Genomic DNA, 18,624 nt, shown 5'->3' with positions numbered 1-18,624 from the left:
TAGAAGAAGAGGAAGAAGAAAGGTTCTTATGTTAAAGAAAAGAACCAAAAGGAGGTTACACCTTGTTACGAGATTTATTTACAAAAAACACAAAAACTCCAAAAAAACGAAAATATGCTACGATTCCTTCTGAGCATATGAGACAAGATGTACCTGAAGGGATTATGACCAAGTGTAAAAAGTGCAAGAAAATCATGTATACAAAAGAGTTAAATAAAAACTTAAAAGTATGCTTAAACTGTGGATATCATCATCAAATGACAGCGCCGGAGCGTATTGAAAGCTTGATCGACAGCGGTACGTTTGTTGAATACGACAAAGATATGACGTCAGAAAATCCTCTTGGGTTCCCGGATTATCTTGAAAAGCTCGAAAAAGATCGTGAGAAAACTAATTTAAGTGAAGCGATTGTTACGGGTGAAGGGGATATTGAAGGGATTAAAGTAGTGGTTGCTGTTATGGATTCACATTTCCGTATGGGAAGCATGGGTTCTGTAGTAGGTGAGAAAATTACTCGCGCCATTGAAAAAGCAAAGGAAATGCATGTTCCATTCCTTATTTTTACAGCTTCAGGCGGTGCACGTATGCAAGAAGGTGTTCTGAGCTTGATGCAAATGGCTAAAACTAGCGCAGCCCTTAAAATGTTCAGTGATGAAGGCGGCTTAATCATTTCGATCATGACACACCCTACTACGGGAGGAGTGTCAGCAAGCTTTGCTTCGCTAGGCGATTATAATTTAGCCGAGCCGGGTGCGTTAATTGGCTTTGCTGGAAGACGTATTATTGAACAAACGATTAGAGAAGAGCTTCCAGAAGATTTTCAGACGTCTGAATTTCTGTTGAAGCATGGTCAGCTAGATGGAGTTATTGACCGTCACGATTTAAAAGAAACGTTAACAACTATTTTAGATATACACGTAGCAGGAGGTGACATCGAGTGGTAAGTGAATTAGAGTTTGAACGTCCAATTGTTGAGTTACGCGACAAGATTGCAGAACTGAAAGAGTTTGCTAAAAATACAGAAGTGGATTTATCTAGCGAAATTGATAAGTTGGAAAAGCGCTTAGAAAAAGTAGAAAACGATATTTACAATCATCTAAGCCCGTGGAACCGTGTTCAAATTGCTCGTCATCCTGAGCGTCCTACAACACTCGATTATATTTCTCGCTTGTTCACAAACTTTTTAGAGTGTCATGGAGATCGCTTTTATGGAGATGATGAAGCAATCGTCGGAGGAATTGCCAAGTTTAATGGCGTGCCCGTTACCGTGATTGGGCATCAGAGAGGTAAAGATACGAAAGAAAATATTCGCCGTAATTTTGGTATGCCTCATCCTGAAGGCTACCGTAAAGCACTGCGCCTAATGAAGCAAGCGGAGAAATTTAACCGCCCAATTATTTGCTTTATTGATACAAAAGGAGCTTATCCAGGGAAAGCGGCAGAAGAGCGCGGACAAAGCGAAGCTATTGCGAAAAACCTTTTCGAAATGGCTGGCTTAACTGTACCTGTTATTTGTATTGTAATTGGAGAAGGAGGAAGCGGAGGAGCCTTGGCATTAGGTTTAGGAAATCACCTTCATATGCTTGAGAACTCGACGTATTCAGTTATTTCTCCAGAAGGAGCGGCTGCCATTCTTTGGAAAGATTCTTCTCTTGCGAAAAAAGCTGCTGAAACGATGAAGATTACAGCACCAGATTTGAAAGAACTGGGTATTGTAGATGAAATGGTTTCAGAGGTAAAAGGCGGAGCTCACCGAGATATCGATGCACAAGCTGGATACATGGAAAGCATTATCAAGAAATCATTAAAAGAGCTGATGAATTTATCAAAAGAAGAGCTAGTGGAAGAGCGTTATTTAAAATACAAAAAAATCGGACAATTTGCAGCTGAAAACGATGCCATTACTATAAAATAAAGAAACGTGCACTCTTGAAAAATAAGGGTGCGCGTTTTTGTGCGGTTTGTATAGCCCTTCTCTATTGTGTTTACAAGTTCTTCGTGGTATTTTATAGACAGCAAAAACCTTTAAGTAAAAGTAGAAAAAGAGTGTTTTTAAAAAATTTCCTATGGTTATTAGCAGCTGTGCGAGCGTTTGTCTTTTCTCTAATACTTGAGATATATAAGACAAATCAGGCAGCAAGTATTGCTGTATGAATTGCAGGGAATAGTAAAACAAGAAGCAAACGATGAAGAAATTCATCGTTAAAGTGCTGTGTATTTGTTTGCTATTTGATTCAGCGCTACGTAGGTGTTTCATAAGTTACACGTAAAGCAAGGTGAACGAGTTAAGGTAACAAAATATTTGTTCACAGCCTGCTTGTAAAAGGTTAGTAAAGGAAATAGCTGTTTGCTCTACTTAAAGAGTAAATAGTAAATATATAGGAGGAAATTTGAATGCGTAAAACTAAAATTGTATGTACTATTGGACCAGCGAGTGAAAGTGTAGAAAAATTAGTTGAACTAATTAACTCAGGCTTAAACGTTTGTCGCCTAAACTTCTCTCACGGTGACTTTGAAGAGCACGGTGCACGTATTGTTAACATTCGTGAAGCTGCGAAACAAACAGGTAAAACAGTAGGTATCTTACTTGATACAAAAGGACCTGAAATTCGTACAAACACAATGGAAAATGGTGCAATTGAGTTAGAAGAAGGCGCTGAAATCATTGTTTCTATGACAGAAGTAGTGGGAACAACTGAAAAATTCTCAATTACATATCCAGGTCTAATTGATGACGTACACGTAGGATCAAAAATCCTTTTAGATGACGGTTTAATCGGTCTTGAAGTACTAGACGTCAATAAAACTGATGGTGAAATCAAAACGAAAGTCCTTAACCCTGGTACATTAAAAAATAAAAAAGGTGTAAACGTGCCAAACGTAAGTGTAAACCTTCCTGGTATCACTGAAAAAGATGCAAACGATATTGTATTTGGTATCGAACAAGGCATTGATTTTATCGCTGCTTCTTTTGTGCGTCGTGCATCTGATGTATTAGAAATTCGTGAACTACTAGAAAAACACAATGCAGCTCACATTCAAATCATCTCAAAAATCGAAAACCAAGAAGGCGTAGATAACATCAAAGAAATTCTTGAAGTTTCAGACGGCTTAATGGTTGCTCGTGGTGACTTAGGAGTAGAAATTCCTGCTGAAGAAGTACCATTAGTACAAAAAGATCTGATCAAACAATGTAATGCACTTGGCAAACCAGTTATTACAGCTACACAAATGCTTGATTCAATGCAACGCAACCCGCGCCCGACTCGTGCGGAAGCAAGTGACGTTGCCAATGCTATCTTTGATGGTACAGATGCAATTATGTTATCTGGTGAAACAGCTGCAGGTTCTTACCCAGTTGAAGCTGTACAAACAATGCATTCAATTGCTTCTCGTGCTGAGCAAGCTCTAAACTACTCTGAGATTTTACAACAGCGCAGCAAGCAAGTTGGCCCATCTATTACAGATGCAATCGGACAATCTGTTGTACACACAGCGCTTAACTTAAACGCTAGTGCAATCGTAGCGCCAACAGAAAGTGGTTATACAGCGAAAATCGTTTCTAAATATCGTCCGCAATCTCCAATCGTAGCTGTTGCAGCAAACGATTCTGTTGCACGTCGTCTGTCTCTAGTATGGGGTGTTACACCAGTTGTTGGTGAGCGCGTAAGTACAATTGACGACATGTTAGATCACGCTGTAAATGACGCAGTAAAAACAGGCGTTGTAGCACACGGTGATTTAGTTGTTATTACTGCTGGTGTTCCAGTTGGAGAATCAGGTGCAACGAACTTAATGAAAGTTCAAGTTGTAGGTGACGTTCTTGCTAAAGGACAAGGAATTGGTCGTAAAGCAGCAGTTGGTAAAGTAGTTATTGCTAAAACTGCTGAAGAAGCAAATGCAAAAATGACTGAAGGTGCTATCCTTGTTACAAACAGCACAGATCGCGATATGATCAGTGCAATCGAAAAAGCAGGGGCTCTTATTACGGAAGAAGGCGGTCTAACAAGCCATGCAGCTGTAGTAGGATTAAACTTAAGCATTCCTGTCATTGTAGGCGTAGAAAACGCAACAAGCGTATTCTCAGAAGATCAAGATATTACAGTTGATGCTTCACGTGGTGTTGTATACAACGGACACGCAAGCGTACTGTAAGAACACGTAGATGATTGAAAAAAGAGAAGGGGAAATCCTTCTCTTTTTGTTTAGGCAATTCAATAAGCGAAGAGGTGATGATGGTGAGGAAGCTCCTTCCGCTCCTTCTTATTGTACCTGCTGTTGAGGTAATGATTTTGATTTATTCAAGTCATCTCATTGGTGTAATGTCAACATTTTTACTGATTATTGCTACCAGTTTTATTGGTGCGTTTCTAGCGAAAAAACAAGGAACATCTCTTTTTCAAAAGGCACAGCGTCAGATGAGCCAGGGACATGTTCCGAGCGGTGAAATCCTTGATGGTATGTGTGTACTATTTGGCGGACTGTTTCTGCTGTTTCCAGGCTTCTTGACAGATGTTGTGGGCTTTATCTTTTTACTGCCGTTTACACGCAGAATCGTTAAGCCTTTTCTTTTAACGTGGCTAAGAAGATTTTTTCAAGGGCGTAATCGAATGACGATTATACGTTAACTAGAAAGTGTGTGAAAGAAGCTTCTTTCACACACTTTTTCATTTTCCTATAATAAACTGCCACGTTTCTTTAAAAACCCCCGTTGTATGAAGTGTTTTTAGAATAACAAGAATAACAGGGCCAACTATTAATCCGAAAAATCCAATCAGTTGATATCCTACAAATAAAGCAATTAATGTAGCGAGAGGATCAAGACCAATGCTTGATGACAAAATTTTTGGTTCCATAATTTGTCGCTGCACAAGTACTACAGCATATAGTACCGAAAGCCCTACAGCAAATGACACGTTATCTGTTGCAAAGGCATAAATCATCCACGGAACAAAAACCAGTCCTGTTCCGAGATAAGGAAGAATATCTACTAAGCCGATTAATAAAGCGACTGTAATAGCATAATCAACCTTAAGAACAAGTAAACCAAAAAGAACGATGATTGTAGTGATCGAAATAAGCGTAAGCTGAGCTTTAATAAAACCAAACAGTGCATTTTTAAGCTCCAGAACAACTGTCTGTCCATTTTCTCTTACTTTTTTAGGAATAAACAAGCTGCTTTTAGCCATCAGCTTGTACCAATCTTTACTAATAAAAAAAGTAGCCAGCAATGAAAAAATAATCACAGTAGCTGCATTAGGCAATACGGATAAAAGTACTGGGATGCTTTGCAATACATTTTGCAGAAAATCGCCCACCGTTTGAGCGATATGGTTGCCTACCCCTTTAATGTTCGATAAAATAGTTGCTTGCTGACCGGTATTTAAGTTATTAAACATAGAAGTAATACGTTCATAAAACGGAAGTATTTGTTCTGTAGCAATATTTTCAATAAATATGACCACTTCTTTGAAATTTGTGGGAACAACTTTCGCTAAGTACGTACTTCCTGCAATGATTTCTGTGATAAGTAACGTAATAAGTCCGGCCAAAAGAGAGAAGATAAGAACCATTGACAGTAAAACAGCTAAGTAGCGAGGTAAACGCAGCTTCAATTCAAATAGATTAACCATAGGATTTATAAAAAAAGCGATGCAGCAGGCGATAATAAATGGATATATGAGAGAAGAGACATAATAACTAAAAAATATAGATGCTGCAATAATTACCAACACACAAGCTAAGCGAAATAGTCGATGTAAATGGAGCTTGTACACAATAAATAGAGGCCTCCTTGTAAACGATAGTCAACAAAAGAAAAAGCTACTCATAAAATATTTACGTAATACGCTTTAGATTTATCACAATAAAAAAAGAAAGGATGAGTAAAATGTTCTCACAACCCATGCTTTTTTTAGCTGTTTTACTCGTAATTGGATTAGTGGCTAAAAACCAATCATTAATCATTGCAGTTGCATTTTTACTTATTTTAAAATTAATCGGGTTAGACGGTAAGATTTTTCCGTTTCTACAATCAAAAGGAATTAATATTGGAGTAACGGTTATTACGATTGCCGTTCTTGTGCCAATTGCAACAGGAGACATAGGGTTCAAACAATTAGGAGAAGCCGTGAAATCTTCGTATGCCTGGATTGCTTTAGGAGCCGGAATTGCTGTAGCAATTATTGCCAAATATGGACTTACGCTCTTGGAAGATGATCCGCATATTACGACCGCTTTAGTTTTTGGCACAATTCTTGCTGTGGCGCTGTTTCAAGGGGTAGCAGTAGGTCCGTTAATCGGTGCTGGAATCGCTTATTTATTTATGAAATTAACCGAACTTTTTTCGTAGAAATTTTTGTATAATAATAATTTTTTTAAAATTTCTTCTCTCTTTTGATTCACAAAAGTCAGATAATTGTTTATAATATATTTTGAGGCCGCATCTTTTTACATACAATTGTATGTTTTACCTATAGGGCTGTAACAAAACAATGACACATGCAGATGTTTTGATTTTGTGTGTTATTGAAACAAATGGAAATGTAAGCATTTTCTTTGCGTGGGGTGAAGGAATGTTCTTCCAAGATATATATTCAAAAGAGGCGCTTCGTATATCACTTAATGTCTAGTTGAGCAGAGGCTCAATTTTGTTTTTCACGTTTTACACAGAAAGGTATGGGGAATTTTTTCTGTAAAGGAGTGGAGATTTATGACAGCAACTCGAGGTCTAGAAGGGGTAGTCGCTACAACGTCAGCAGTAAGTTCAATTATTGATGACACTTTAACATATCAAGGCTACAATATTGATGATTTAGCGAATTATGCAACATTTGAAGAAGTGGTGTATTTACTATGGCACGGAAAATTACCTAACAAAGAAGAATTATCTGTGTTTTCTAGATTACTAGCAGAAAACGCTAAATTACCCCAAGAAGTCTTAGATCATTTCAAAACTTATCCAATTAAAGATGTTCATCCAATGGCAGCTTTAAGAACAGTCGTATCACTATTGGGGTTGTACGATCCTGAAGCTGATCTAATGGATGAAGAAGCAAATTATCGCAAAGCTGTTCGTTTGCAAGCACAATTACCAACGGTGGTAACGGCTTTTTCAAGAGTCCGTAACGGATTAGAGCCAATTGAACCAAACGAAAACTATAGCATTGCCGCTAACTTTTTATATATGTTAACTGGCGAAGAGCCAACTGATATCCAAGTAGAGGCATTTGATAAGGCACTTGTCTTACACGCTGACCATGAGCTAAATGCTTCAACTTTTACAGCTCGTGTCTGTGTGGCAACATTATCCGATATTTATTCAGGAATTACAGCCGCTATTGGAGCGTTAAAGGGTCCTCTTCACGGGGGAGCGAATGAAGCTGTTATGAAAATGTTGTCTGACATTCAAACAGTTGAAAACGCAGAACCTTATATTCGCGAAAAGCTCGCGAAAAAAGAAAAGATTATGGGATTTGGACATCGTGTGTATCAGCAGGGTGATCCTCGTGCCAAGCACTTGAAAGAAATGTCTGAAAAACTTACCAAACAAGCAGGAGATACAACGCTATACGATATGTCAGTGAAAATTGAAGAGATCGTAACAGGCGAGAAAAAGCTTCCGCCAAACGTTGATTTCTATTCAGCTTCTGTATACCACAGCTTAGGTATTGATCACGATCTATTTACTCCGATCTTTGCCGTAAGCCGCGTATCAGGATGGATTGCTCACATTTTAGAGCAGTATTCAAACAATCGTTTGATTCGTCCAAGAGCTGATTATATCGGTCCTGGAAAACAAACGTACATTCCGCTTGAAGAGCGCAGCTAAACAATGTGACGAAGGTGCTCACGTTCGTTGAGCACTTTTCCATAAGTGAAAGTAGACAAATTTTTTAAGGAGGTCATTCTCATGACAAAAGGTGAACAAATTTCTGTAGCAAACGGCGTGTTAAACGTACCAAATAATCCAATTATTCCATTTATCGAAGGTGACGGAATTGGTCCGGATATCTGGGCAGCAGCTTCCCGCGTATTAGAAGCAGCGGTTGCAAAAGCATACAATGGTGAAAAAGAAATCGTTTGGAAAGAAGTATTAGCAGGTGAAAAAGCATTTAATCAAACTGGCGAATGGTTACCGGAAGAAACGTTAGATGCAATTCGCGAATACATAATTGCAATCAAAGGACCATTAACAACACCAGTAGGCGGTGGAATTCGTTCTCTAAACGTGGCATTGCGTCAAGAATTAGACTTATTCACATGCTTACGTCCTGTTCGCTACTTTGACGGCGTACCTTCTCCAATTAAGCGCCCAGAAGATACAGATATGGTTATCTTCCGTGAAAACACTGAAGATATTTATGCTGGTATTGAATATGCAAAGGGTTCTGAAGAAGTACAAAAACTTGTTTCATTCCTACAAACGGAATTAGGCGTAAATAAAATCCGTTTCCCTGAAACTTCTGGATTAGGTATTAAGCCTATTTCTTCTGAAGGAACAGAGCGTCTTGTGCGTGCAGCAATCAACTATGCAATTGAACAGGGCCGCAAGTCTGTTACGCTTGTACACAAAGGTAACATTATGAAATATACAGAAGGCGCATTTAAAAATTGGGGCTATGAGCTAGCTGAAAAAGAATTCGGCGATAAAGTATTTACTTGGGCTCAATATGACCGCATCGTTGAAAAAGAAGGTGCACAAGCTGCAAACAAAGCTCAAGCAGAAGCGGAAGCAGCAGGGAAAATTATTGTAAAAGATTCAATTGCAGATATCTTCTTACAACAAATTTTAACTCGTCCACGTGAATTTGATGTAGTAGCAACAATGAATTTAAATGGAGATTACATTTCAGATGCATTAGCAGCACAAGTTGGCGGTATCGGAATTGCTCCAGGAGCAAACATCAACTATGAAACTGGACATGCTATCTTTGAAGCCACTCACGGTACAGCACCTAAATATGCTGGTTTAGATAAAGTAAACCCATCTTCTGTATTATTATCAGGTGTGTTAATGCTTGAACACCTTGGCTGGAATGAAGCAGCGGATTTAATCATGAAATCAATGGAAAAAACAATTGCTTCAAAAGTAGTAACATATGATTTCGCACGTTTAATGGACGGTGCAACAGAAGTGAAGTGTTCAGAGTTTGCTGATGAATTAATTAGCAATCTAGGAAAACAAGTAACAGTTTAATAGCTATTCATTTAGGGGAGGAATTATAATGGCAAATATGCGTAAAAAAGTATCTGTTATCGGAGCGGGCTTTACGGGAGCTACAACTGCTTTTTTAATTGGTCAAAAAGAATTAGCTGATGTTGTATTAGTTGATATTCCGCAATTAGAAAATCCAGCTAAAGGTAAAGCGCTGGATATGTTAGAAGCAAGTCCTGTACAAGGCTTTGACGCTAACATTACAGGAACAGCCAACTACGAAGACACAGCTGACTCTGACATTGTCATTATTACAGCTGGTATCGCGCGTAAGCCAGGTATGAGTCGCGATGATTTAGTCACAACAAACCAAAAAATTATGAAGTCTGTTACTCAAGAAGTTGTTAAATACTCGCCAAACTGTCACATTATCGTGTTAACAAACCCGGTAGATGCTATGACGTACACAGTATTTAAAGAATCTGGTTTTCCTAAAAACCGTGTAATCGGTCAATCAGGCGTGTTAGATTCTGCACGTTTCCGTACGTTCGTAGCGCAGGAGTTAAACATTTCAGTGAAAGATATCACAGGCTTTGTACTTGGTGGACATGGCGACGATATGGTACCTCTTGTACGCTACTCATATGCTGGCGGTATTCCTCTTGAAACGCTTATTCCCAAAGCGCGTCTTGAAGCAATTGTTGAAAGAACACGCAAAGGCGGCGGCGAGATCGTAAACTTATTAGGGAACGGAAGTGCGTACTACGCTCCTGCTGCTTCTTTAGTGGAAATGACAGAAGCGATCTTAAAAGATCAGCGTCGTATTTTACCAGCGATTGCTTACCTAGAAGGTGAATATGGTTATAACGGCATCTACTTAGGTGTTCCGACCGTATTAGGAGCTGCAGGAATTGAGCAAGTAATTGAATTAGAACTTACTGATTCTGAAAAAGCTGCGTTAGATCAATCAGCAAAATCAGTCAAAACTGTCATGGGTGTATTAGCTTAATACAATAAAGTAGGTTTGAGTATAGGTTTTTATCAATATTCAAACAATAGTCACAAGGAAAATTCGAGGGAAACCTCGAATTTTTCTTGTATATAAAGAAAAACTATTACTTTATACAAAAGGTGGAATGATGATGGTATTAGGTAAAAAACAAAAAATAGGTCGAAGTATTGAAGATATAAAAGTTGGAGAAAAATTAACGCTAACTGAACGAATTGAAGATAAAGATATCTTATTGTACTTAGGGCTAACAAATGATTCTAACCCTTTATACATTCAGCATGATTACGCATCTCAGACACCTTTTAAGAAACCTATTGTGCCAAGCATTATGATTACCGGTATTATGACAGCAGCCATTTCAAAGTACTTGCCTGGGCCTGGAAGTCATGTTGCAGAACATACGGTTGCCTTCCCCAAAAAAATTCATCATTATAGTACGATTGAATTTTTATTTGAAGTCACAGAGGTAGATGTTTCTTCTAAAACTGTTACGATTGAAGTGGAAGCGGTCAATGAGCAAAAAGAGAAAGTAGTAACGGCCCGGTTTCTTGTGTATCCGCCGTTTAGACTTCCATCAGTAGAGACACATGACTTTGAAAATTTTTAAAACCTCTTAAATATCTATAAATATAGAAGAAACTCTTTAGCCATATTTTCTGAAAATGTTGAAATGTATTGGAGAACCAGGCTAAAACATTGTATGATAAGAGAAGATAAATAGAAAATAATATCATTTGGATGAAGCTGCGGTTTAATTTAACTAGATGGAGGCTTATATCGTTAATATGAGTAAGAAATTATTAGTCGTAGATGATGAACAATCAATTTCAACATTATTACAATATAATTTACAACAAGCTGGCTTTACAGTAGAAACAGCTGAAGACGGGGAAGAAGGATACAACAAGGCACTAGGAGGAAAACCTGATTTAATTGTGTTAGACTTGATGCTTCCTAAGATGGATGGAATTGAAGTTTGTAAAAAGCTTCGTCAGCAAAAAGTGATGACGCCTATTTTAATGTTAACTGCAAAAGACGATGAGTTTGACAAGGTATTAGGGCTAGAACTTGGCGCAGATGACTACATGACGAAACCATTTAGCCCTCGAGAAGTAGTAGCGCGTGTAAAAGCCATTTTACGCAGAACACAAATTATTGCTCAGGAAAATGAACAAGAGGAAGATGGCGAGCGCATCATGATCGGTGATTTAAAAATTCTTCCAGATCATTATGAGGCCTACTTTAATCAAGAGCAGCTTGAGCTTACTCCAAAAGAATTTGAGTTATTATTATATTTGGCAAAGTACAAGGGGCGGGTATTAACTCGTGATCAGCTGCTAAGTGCAGTGTGGAATTATGATTTTGCCGGAGATACACGAATTGTAGATGTGCACATCAGCCATTTGCGTGAGAAAATTGAACACAACACGCGAAAACCTGTTTATATAAAAACGATTAGAGGATTAGGATATAAGCTGGAGGAACCAAAGGTAGATGAATAAATTTCGTTCAAGGCTACTTTTGGCTCTATTAGTACTTATCATTATTGTATTAGTAGGTCTTGGCCTGCTGCTGGGGCAGTTGTTTAAAAACTTTTATTTTCAGACGTTTCAAGAGCGAATGGAAAAAGAAGCAAAGCTTGTGGAAATGTACATTAGCGAAGAAGGCATCACAAGTCCTGCTTTAAAATCTAAAGTTGATCAAATCAGTCATTCGCTAAGTGTACGAACGACTGTCGTTCAAAAAGACGGAAAAATATTAGTTGACTCAAATCCAGGTAGCAAGCAGCAAAGAATCGAAAAAAGTATTGTAATCCAACAAGTATTGAAAAAGCAGTTAAACAGCAAAAAAAGCTTTGATCAAATTAAAGAAGATTACGACTTATATTACTATGGTATCCCGCTTATTATAGAAGGTAAGCAAGAGGGATTTGTTGTTCTGAGTACATCGTTTGATTCATTAAAACAAGTAAATCAGCAAATCTGGGGCCTTCTTATTGGAAGCTTAGGTCTAGCTTTGATTGTGATTTTACTCTTAGGTGTAAAGATTATGGGGCGCTATACCCGTCCTATTGAATCGGCAACCAAGGTGGCTATGGAACTTGCAAAAGGGAATTATAAAGCTCGTACATATGAAGATTATGTAGATGAAACAGGGATGCTGAGTCAGTCTATTAACGCACTTGCTCGTAATCTGCAAGAGTCTATCACTAATCAAGAAATGCAGCAGGACAGGCTGCGCACGCTAATTGAAAATATGGGAAGCGGCATGCTTCTTATCGATAGTCGAGGCTATATAAACTTAGTGAATCGAGCTTATAAAGAGCAGTTTCATATACATCCAGACGACTTCCTTTATCACTTGTATTATGAGGTATTTGAGCACAAAGAAATCATTAAACTTGTGGAAAAAATATTTATGACCGAAGTAAAGGTTCGAAAACAAGTGGTTCTGCCTTTAAATATTGAACGAAGATATTTTGATGTTTACGGAGCGCCGATTATTGGCTTAAACGATGAATGGAAAGGAATTGTGCTTGTTTTCCATGATATTACTGAGCTGAAAAAACTAGAACAAGTTCGCCGTGACTTTGTAGCGAATGTGTCTCATGAACTAAAAACTCCTATTACGTCTATAAAAGGATTTAGTGAGACATTACTAGACGGTGCCATGGAAGATCCGCAGCTGCGACAGCAGTTTCTATCTATTATTTTAACGGAAAGTCAGCGCATGGAGAGCTTGATTCAAGATCTTTTGGATTTATCTAAAGTTGAACAGCAAGGTTTTAAACTAAGCATTCATTCGGTAGATTTGAATACCCTTCTCTATGAGGTCATAACAGTGCTATCAAACCGAGCGAATGAAAAAGAAATCACGCTAACGTTAGATACGCTTCCTGAAGAAGCGTGGATTGATGGTGACAGTCAGCGCCTTATGCAAGTGTTCGTTAACTTAATTGGCAATGCGCTCATGTATACAATGTCTGGAGGAACCGTTCACGTTTCGCTTGAAGAGGAAGAAGAAACGATTACGGTTCATGTTCAAGATACAGGTATCGGTATTGATTCTGATGAAATTTCACGTATTTTTGAGCGTTTTTACAGAGTAGATAAAGCAAGAAGCCGTAATTCCGGAGGAACAGGTCTTGGATTAGCAATTGTTAAGCATCTTGTTGAAGCTCATAAAGGGGAAATTGAAGTGAAAAGTGAAGTCAATAAAGGGACAACTTTTTCGGTGAAGCTGCACAAGTATTTGCCGCAGATGTAAAATGTTTACGTTCCTTTTACAATTTATTTAATGTAGCTTAATAATTAATTGATACAATTTTTCATGGAAACCCCTTCATCCAAGGAGCCAATATGTAAGGCGAAAATAGCTTTAACCGTGCTATTTTCGCCGATTCTTTCTGACAATTTCTATCCATTCACATGCTACACCGCCTAAAATAACTAGGCGGTGTTTTTATTTTATGATGTACAAATCTTATGGCCGCATGAAAATAAAACGTTGAATTCAAGAGTACTTTTTGTCCTTAAAGCTTATTGTTTGCTAAAATAAAGGTAAGATAAGAAGAGAGCGAAATGGAGGAACATGAATGACACAAAAACTAGTATTAATTGACGGGAATAGTATTGCCTACCGTGCATTTTTTGCTTTGCCGCTTTTAAACAATGATAAAGGAATACATACAAATGCCATATACGGCTTTACTACAATGCTGACACGTATTTTAGAAGAAGAGAAGCCGACGCATTTACTCGTGGCTTTTGATGCAGGGAAAACAACGTTTCGTCACAAAACATTTACAGAATATAAAGGTGGCAGACAAAAGACGCCTCCTGAACTTTCAGAGCAGTTTCCCTTTATTCGTGAGTTGTTAGATGCATATGGGATTAAGCGCTATGAACTGCCTGATTATGAAGCAGATGATATTATCGGTACACTTTCAAAACAAGCTGAACAAAAAGGAATGGCCGTAAAAGTCATTTCTGGGGATAAAGATTTACTTCAGCTTGTGTCAGAGCATGTAACCGTAGATATTACGAGAAAAGGGATCACAGATGTCGATTCATATACGCCGGCAGCCATTGATGAAAAGTATGGTATTACGGCTGCACAAATCATTGATATGAAAGGCCTTATGGGAGACAGCTCGGATAATATCCCAGGCGTGCCCGGAGTCGGGGAAAAAACAGCCTTAAAGCTATTAAAAGAGTTTGAAACGGTTGAAAACGTATTGCAATCTATCGATCAAGTCAGCGGTAAAAAATTAAAAGAAAAGCTAGAAGATAATCGTGAATCAGCCATCATGAGTAAAAAGCTTGCAACTATTTATTGCGAAGCGCCTCTTAAAGTATCTGTAGAAGATGCAAAATATGACGGGTTTGAATCTTCAAAGGTCATCTCTTTATTTAAAGAGCTTGGGTTTAATTCTCTGCTTGCTAAATTCGGTGAAACAGCAGAAGAGGAAGCAGATTTTGAAGAACTGACGTTTGAGATAGCGGAAGAAATTCACGATGATATGTTAACAAGCGAAGCAGCTCTGATCGTAGAAGGGTATGAAGAAAACTATCATCACAATCAGCTGCTCGGTTTTGGAATCAGCAACAAAAATGGCCACTATTTTATTGATAAAGACACAGCTCTTTCATCTCCTAAATTTAAAGCATGGTTAGAAGACGAACGTGTAAAAAAGACGGTGTTTAATGGAAAACGTACAATTGTATCCTTAAAATGGGCGGGGCATGAAATTAAAGGAATTGAACATGATGTCATGATTGCTTCTTACATCTTGAATCCTGCTGAGGCAAATGATGATCTAGCGACAATTGCAAAATTAAAAGGATATCATCAAGTACAATCAGATGAAGCTGTGTATGGAAAGGGAGCTAAGCGAAGCATTGCAGAAGACGATCAGCTAGCTGAGCATGTTATAAGAAAAGCAGCCGCCGTAGCGTATTTAAAAGAAGTGTTAGAAAAAGAATTGGTTGAGAATGAACAGTTTGAGCTGTTTGAAAAGCTTGAAATGCCTCTTGCCATTGTCCTTGCTGATATGGAATATCAAGGGGTGAAAATTGACCGGGCGCGTTTGGATGAAATGGGCGAAGATCTTCGAGAACAGCTTGAAAAAATTGAAGCGAAAATCTACGAATACGCGGGGCAAGAATTCAATATTAATTCACCAAAGCAGCTAGGAGTTGTTCTTTTTGAAAAAATGCAGCTTCCAGTCATAAAGAAAACAAAAACAGGCTATTCCACATCAGCTGATGTATTAGAGCAATTAGCTAGCGCCCATGATATTATCCCAGAGATTTTACAATACCGTCAGCTAGGAAAATTACAGTCTACGTATATTGAAGGATTAAAAAAGGTTATTCATGAAAGCGATGGGAAAGTTCATACCCGCTTTAATCAAACGTTAACTCAAACGGGAAGATTAAGCTCAGTAGATCCTAACTTGCAAAACATCCCGATTCGTCTTGAAGAAGGTAAAAAAATAAGAGGTGCATTCGTGCCTTCACAGCCTGATTGGTTAATATTTGCGGCAGATTATTCACAAATTGAGCTGCGCGTACTGGCTCATATTGCAGATGATGAAAAGCTAATTGATGCGTTTAAGCATGACTTAGATATTCATACTAAAACAGCGATGGATGTGTTCCATGTCGAAAGAGAAGAAGTAACGTCCAATATGCGCCGTCAGGCTAAAGCAGTTAATTTTGGAATCGTCTACGGCATCAGTGATTACGGTTTATCGCAAAGTTTAGGAATTACAAGAAAAGCAGCGGCTACTTTTATTGAACGCTATTTAAAAAGCTTCCCGGGTGTACAGGAGTATATGGATACGATTGTGCGCGATGCAAAAGAAAAGGGATATGTAACAACGCTCTTGCACCGCCGACGTTACTTGCCTGAAATCACGAGCCGAAACTTTAATCTCCGCAGCTTCGCTGAGCGTACAGCTATGAATACGCCTATTCAAGGGACAGCAGCTGATATTATTAAAAAAGCAATGATTGAAATGGCTAAGCGCTTAAAAGATGAAAATCTTCAGGCTAAGCTACTGCTTCAAGTACACGATGAGCTGATTTTTGAAGCTCCAGAAGAAGAAATTAAAATTTTAGAGAAAATCGTACCAGAAGTAATGGAGCATGCTTTAGAGCTAGAAGTTCCGTTGAAAGTAGATTATTCTTACGGAAAGACTTGGTACGAAGCAAAGTAGTGGAAAAAGGATGTGACAAACGTGCCAGAATTACCAGAAGTTGAAACCGTCAGACGTACGTTGATTGAATTAGCCAGTGGTAAGACCATTGAGCGTGTAACCGTTAAATGGCCTAATATTATCAAACGTCCTGAGCAAGTTGAGCAGTTTTGTGACGCGCTTGTTGGGCAAACCATTCAAGATGTTGAACGCAGAGGTAAGTTTTTGAAAATTGTACTCGATGATTATACGATGGTTTCTCATCTGCGTATGGAAGGAAAATATGCTCTCCATGAAAATGCAGAAGAACCAGATAAGCATGTACACGTCTTTTTTCACTTCACCGATGGAACAGAATTGCGATACCGGGATGTAAGGAAGTTTGGTACCATGCACTTATTTAAAAAGGGAGAGGAAGACCTGTTTCCTCCTCTTATTGGCCTTGGACCTGAACCGTTTGACGAAACATTTAATCCAAGTCAATTAAAAATGCGAATCGGCAAAACCTCTCGAAAAATCAAGCCGGTTTTACTCGATCAAAATGTTGTGGTTGGGCTCGGGAATATTTATGTAGATGAAGCACTATTTCGCGCAGGGATTCACCCTGAACGAGTAGCCAGCCAATTAACAGACGAAGAGTATGAAAAATTGTACGAAGAAATTGTAGCGACTCTTCAAGAAGCGGTGAAACAAGGGGGCAGCACAATTCGCACGTATGTAAACACACAGGGGCAAATAGGCATGTTTCAGCAGCAGCTGTACGTGTACGGAAGAAAAGGCGAATCCTGTAAAATGTGCGGTACCCCAATTGAAAAATTTGTTGTAGGCGGCAGAGGAACACACATCTGCCCAAATTGTCAGCCGGCTAAAAAATAACAATGGATGGGCTCCTTTCATATACTACGTATAGACAGAAAGGAAAGGAGTCCTCTCATCATGATAACATTTTCTTTACTTATTCTTGCTTTTGCCGTAAGTCTTGACAGCTTTAGCGTTGGCCTGACATACGGACTTCGAAAGGTGAAAATCCCGCTGAAATCCATTTTTATTATTTCATGTTGCTCAGCATTTTCTTTAATGTTTTCTATGTTTTTAGGAAAGGTACTTACGCATCTATTTTCAGTGGATGTACTAAATAAAGTAGGCGGAGGTATTCTTGTTCTACTTGGAATGTGGATTTTATACCAGTTTTTTTGTCCGGCAGATTCATCGCGGGTGAAAGAAGAAAAAACATTAGTGAAGATTGAAATTAAGTCGATTGGCTTAGTCATTAACGTATTGAAAAAACCGACGGCAGCAGATTTAGATAATTCAGGTTCCATCACTGGGATTGAAGCATTTATACTTGGAATTGCATTATCTCTTGATGCATTTGGAGCAGGATTTGGAGCAGCTTTATTAGGTTATTCGCCGTATGCTTTAGCAATTGCTGTAGCTCTTATGAGTTCACTTTTTTTAAGTGCTGGCATACAGTTTGGCAAAGTTTTTTCACGTTTATCATGGATGAAAATGTTTTCCTTTTTACCGGGAGTTCTGCTTATTATTTTAGGTATTTTTAGATTTTAAATAAAGCGATAAAGGAGAGGCCAATGTCAATTGTAATTGGATTAACGGGCGGAATTGCTAGTGGAAAAAGCACGGTAACTGGAATGCTGAGAGATATTAATATTCCGGTAATCGATGCTGACCACATTGCAAAAGAAGTCGTCGAACCAGGAAAAGAAGCATACAACAAAATTGTAGAGACGTTCGGCCGTGCCATTCTTCACGAAAATGCGGAGATCAATCGAGCGGCTTTAGGGGAAATTGTGTTTTATCAAGAGGAAGAACGTAAAAAGTTGAATGCAATTGTACATCCTGCGGTAAGAAAAGAAATGCTTTCTCAAAAGGAAAGGTATATCGAGGGAGGATACGATGCTGTGGTATTAGATATTCCGCTGCTGTTTGAAAGTGATTTAACACACTTAGTCGATAAAGTAGTGGTTGTATATGTCGATGAGCCCGTGCAGCTAGAAAGGTTAAAGTCTCGTAATGATCTTTCGACGGAGGATGCCTATGCACGTATCCACGCACAGCTGCCTTTAATTCAAAAAGTAGCCTTAGCCGATGCGGTGATCAATAACAACGGACCTGTAGAGGAAACAAAACAACAGCTTTTAAGTATATTAGCCCTGTGGCTAGACTAAAGAGGCTGGGACAAAAGTATGTTAGCTGAAGGAAAATCCGAACGAGCTTGATTCTTGAGGGAGAATC

At 38.6% G+C, this 18,624-nt stretch carries 16 protein-coding genes; 15 read left to right on the top strand and 1 reads right to left on the bottom strand.

The features are described 5' to 3' along the window. Positions 1-62: 62 nt before the first annotated feature. The 4 genes from accD (at position 63) to N178_RS05790 (ending at position 4,628) form a co-directional block, all read left to right on the top strand. The gene (gene accD / locus N178_RS05805; RefSeq protein ID WP_013059451.1) at positions 63-944 is read left to right on the top strand and encodes an acetyl-CoA carboxylase, carboxyltransferase subunit beta; all 882 of its coding nucleotides are present in this window, start codon (positions 63-65) and stop codon (positions 942-944) included. Further along, positions 938-1,915, top strand: a complete 978-nt coding sequence (gene accA, locus N178_RS05800; RefSeq protein WP_045291186.1) for an acetyl-CoA carboxylase carboxyl transferase subunit alpha — start codon at positions 938-940, stop codon at positions 1,913-1,915. Before accD ends, accA begins: the two co-directional genes overlap by 7 nt. A 479-nt stretch (positions 1,916-2,394) precedes the next feature. Further along, entirely contained in the window at positions 2,395-4,155 is a 1,761-nt protein-coding gene (pyk, locus tag N178_RS05795; protein ID WP_045291184.1) for a pyruvate kinase, read from the top strand. An 80-nt stretch (positions 4,156-4,235) separates the two neighbouring features. Continuing rightward, complete coding sequence (locus tag N178_RS05790; RefSeq protein ID WP_025750656.1) at positions 4,236-4,628, top strand: FxsA family protein; 393 nt, start codon at positions 4,236-4,238, stop codon at positions 4,626-4,628. A gap of 39 nt (positions 4,629-4,667) precedes the next feature. Here N178_RS05790 and ytvI read toward each other — a convergent pair whose 3' ends face one another. Continuing rightward, on the bottom strand, positions 4,668-5,777 hold the full coding sequence (gene ytvI / locus N178_RS05785) for a sporulation integral membrane protein YtvI (protein WP_045291182.1): 1,110 nt from the start codon (positions 5,775-5,777) through the stop codon (positions 4,668-4,670). 113 nt (positions 5,778-5,890) lie between these two features. Here ytvI and N178_RS05780 point away from each other — a divergent pair, with 113 nt between their 5' ends. From N178_RS05780 to coaE, 11 genes are all read left to right on the top strand, one after another. Beyond that, complete coding sequence (locus N178_RS05780; RefSeq protein WP_045291179.1) at positions 5,891-6,352, top strand: DUF441 domain-containing protein; 462 nt, start codon at positions 5,891-5,893, stop codon at positions 6,350-6,352. A gap of 360 nt (positions 6,353-6,712) precedes the next feature. After that, positions 6,713-7,831: a citrate synthase gene (citZ, locus tag N178_RS05775; RefSeq protein ID WP_016765709.1), complete on the top strand. Its 1,119-nt coding sequence runs from the start codon at positions 6,713-6,715 to the stop codon at positions 7,829-7,831. Positions 7,832-7,906: 75 nt separating this feature from the next. Further along, positions 7,907-9,199, top strand: a complete 1,293-nt coding sequence (icd, locus tag N178_RS05770) for an NADP-dependent isocitrate dehydrogenase (RefSeq protein WP_255255780.1) — start codon at positions 7,907-7,909, stop codon at positions 9,197-9,199. A gap of 28 nt (positions 9,200-9,227) precedes the next feature. Further along, the gene (mdh, locus tag N178_RS05765) at positions 9,228-10,166 is read left to right on the top strand and encodes a malate dehydrogenase (RefSeq protein ID WP_013059443.1); all 939 of its coding nucleotides are present in this window, start codon (positions 9,228-9,230) and stop codon (positions 10,164-10,166) included. A gap of 133 nt (positions 10,167-10,299) precedes the next feature. Then, a complete protein-coding gene (locus tag N178_RS05760; protein ID WP_045291177.1) occupies positions 10,300-10,776 on the top strand; it encodes a MaoC family dehydratase in 477 nt (158 codons plus the stop codon). Between the two features lie 178 nt (positions 10,777-10,954). Continuing rightward, positions 10,955-11,671 carry a response regulator transcription factor gene (locus tag N178_RS05755; protein WP_045291175.1) on the top strand — a complete coding sequence of 239 codons (717 nt, stop codon included), beginning with the start codon at positions 10,955-10,957 and terminating at the stop codon, positions 11,669-11,671. Beyond that, positions 11,664-13,436, top strand: a complete 1,773-nt coding sequence (gene pnpS, locus N178_RS05750) for a two-component system histidine kinase PnpS (RefSeq protein ID WP_045291173.1) — start codon at positions 11,664-11,666, stop codon at positions 13,434-13,436. Before N178_RS05755 ends, pnpS begins: the two co-directional genes overlap by 8 nt. A gap of 328 nt (positions 13,437-13,764) precedes the next feature. Then, complete coding sequence (polA, locus tag N178_RS05745; protein ID WP_045291172.1) at positions 13,765-16,392, top strand: DNA polymerase I; 2,628 nt, start codon at positions 13,765-13,767, stop codon at positions 16,390-16,392. A gap of 21 nt (positions 16,393-16,413) precedes the next feature. After that, complete coding sequence (mutM, locus tag N178_RS05740; RefSeq protein WP_045291171.1) at positions 16,414-17,247, top strand: DNA-formamidopyrimidine glycosylase; 834 nt, start codon at positions 16,414-16,416, stop codon at positions 17,245-17,247. Positions 17,248-17,307: 60 nt separating this feature from the next. Further along, the gene (ytaF, locus tag N178_RS05735) at positions 17,308-17,937 is read left to right on the top strand and encodes a sporulation membrane protein YtaF (protein WP_033579623.1); all 630 of its coding nucleotides are present in this window, start codon (positions 17,308-17,310) and stop codon (positions 17,935-17,937) included. 23 nt (positions 17,938-17,960) lie between these two features. Beyond that, on the top strand, positions 17,961-18,557 hold the full coding sequence (coaE, locus tag N178_RS05730) for a dephospho-CoA kinase (protein WP_045291169.1): 597 nt from the start codon (positions 17,961-17,963) through the stop codon (positions 18,555-18,557). Positions 18,558-18,624: the final 67 nt, after the last annotated feature.

This window comes from Priestia aryabhattai B8W22, from assembly GCF_000956595.1.
Taxonomy (GTDB): Bacteria; Bacillota; Bacilli; order Bacillales; family Bacillaceae_H; genus Priestia; species Priestia aryabhattai.
The sequence above is the reverse complement of the archived record's forward strand: the minus strand, read 5'-3'. Positions and strand labels throughout refer to the sequence as shown.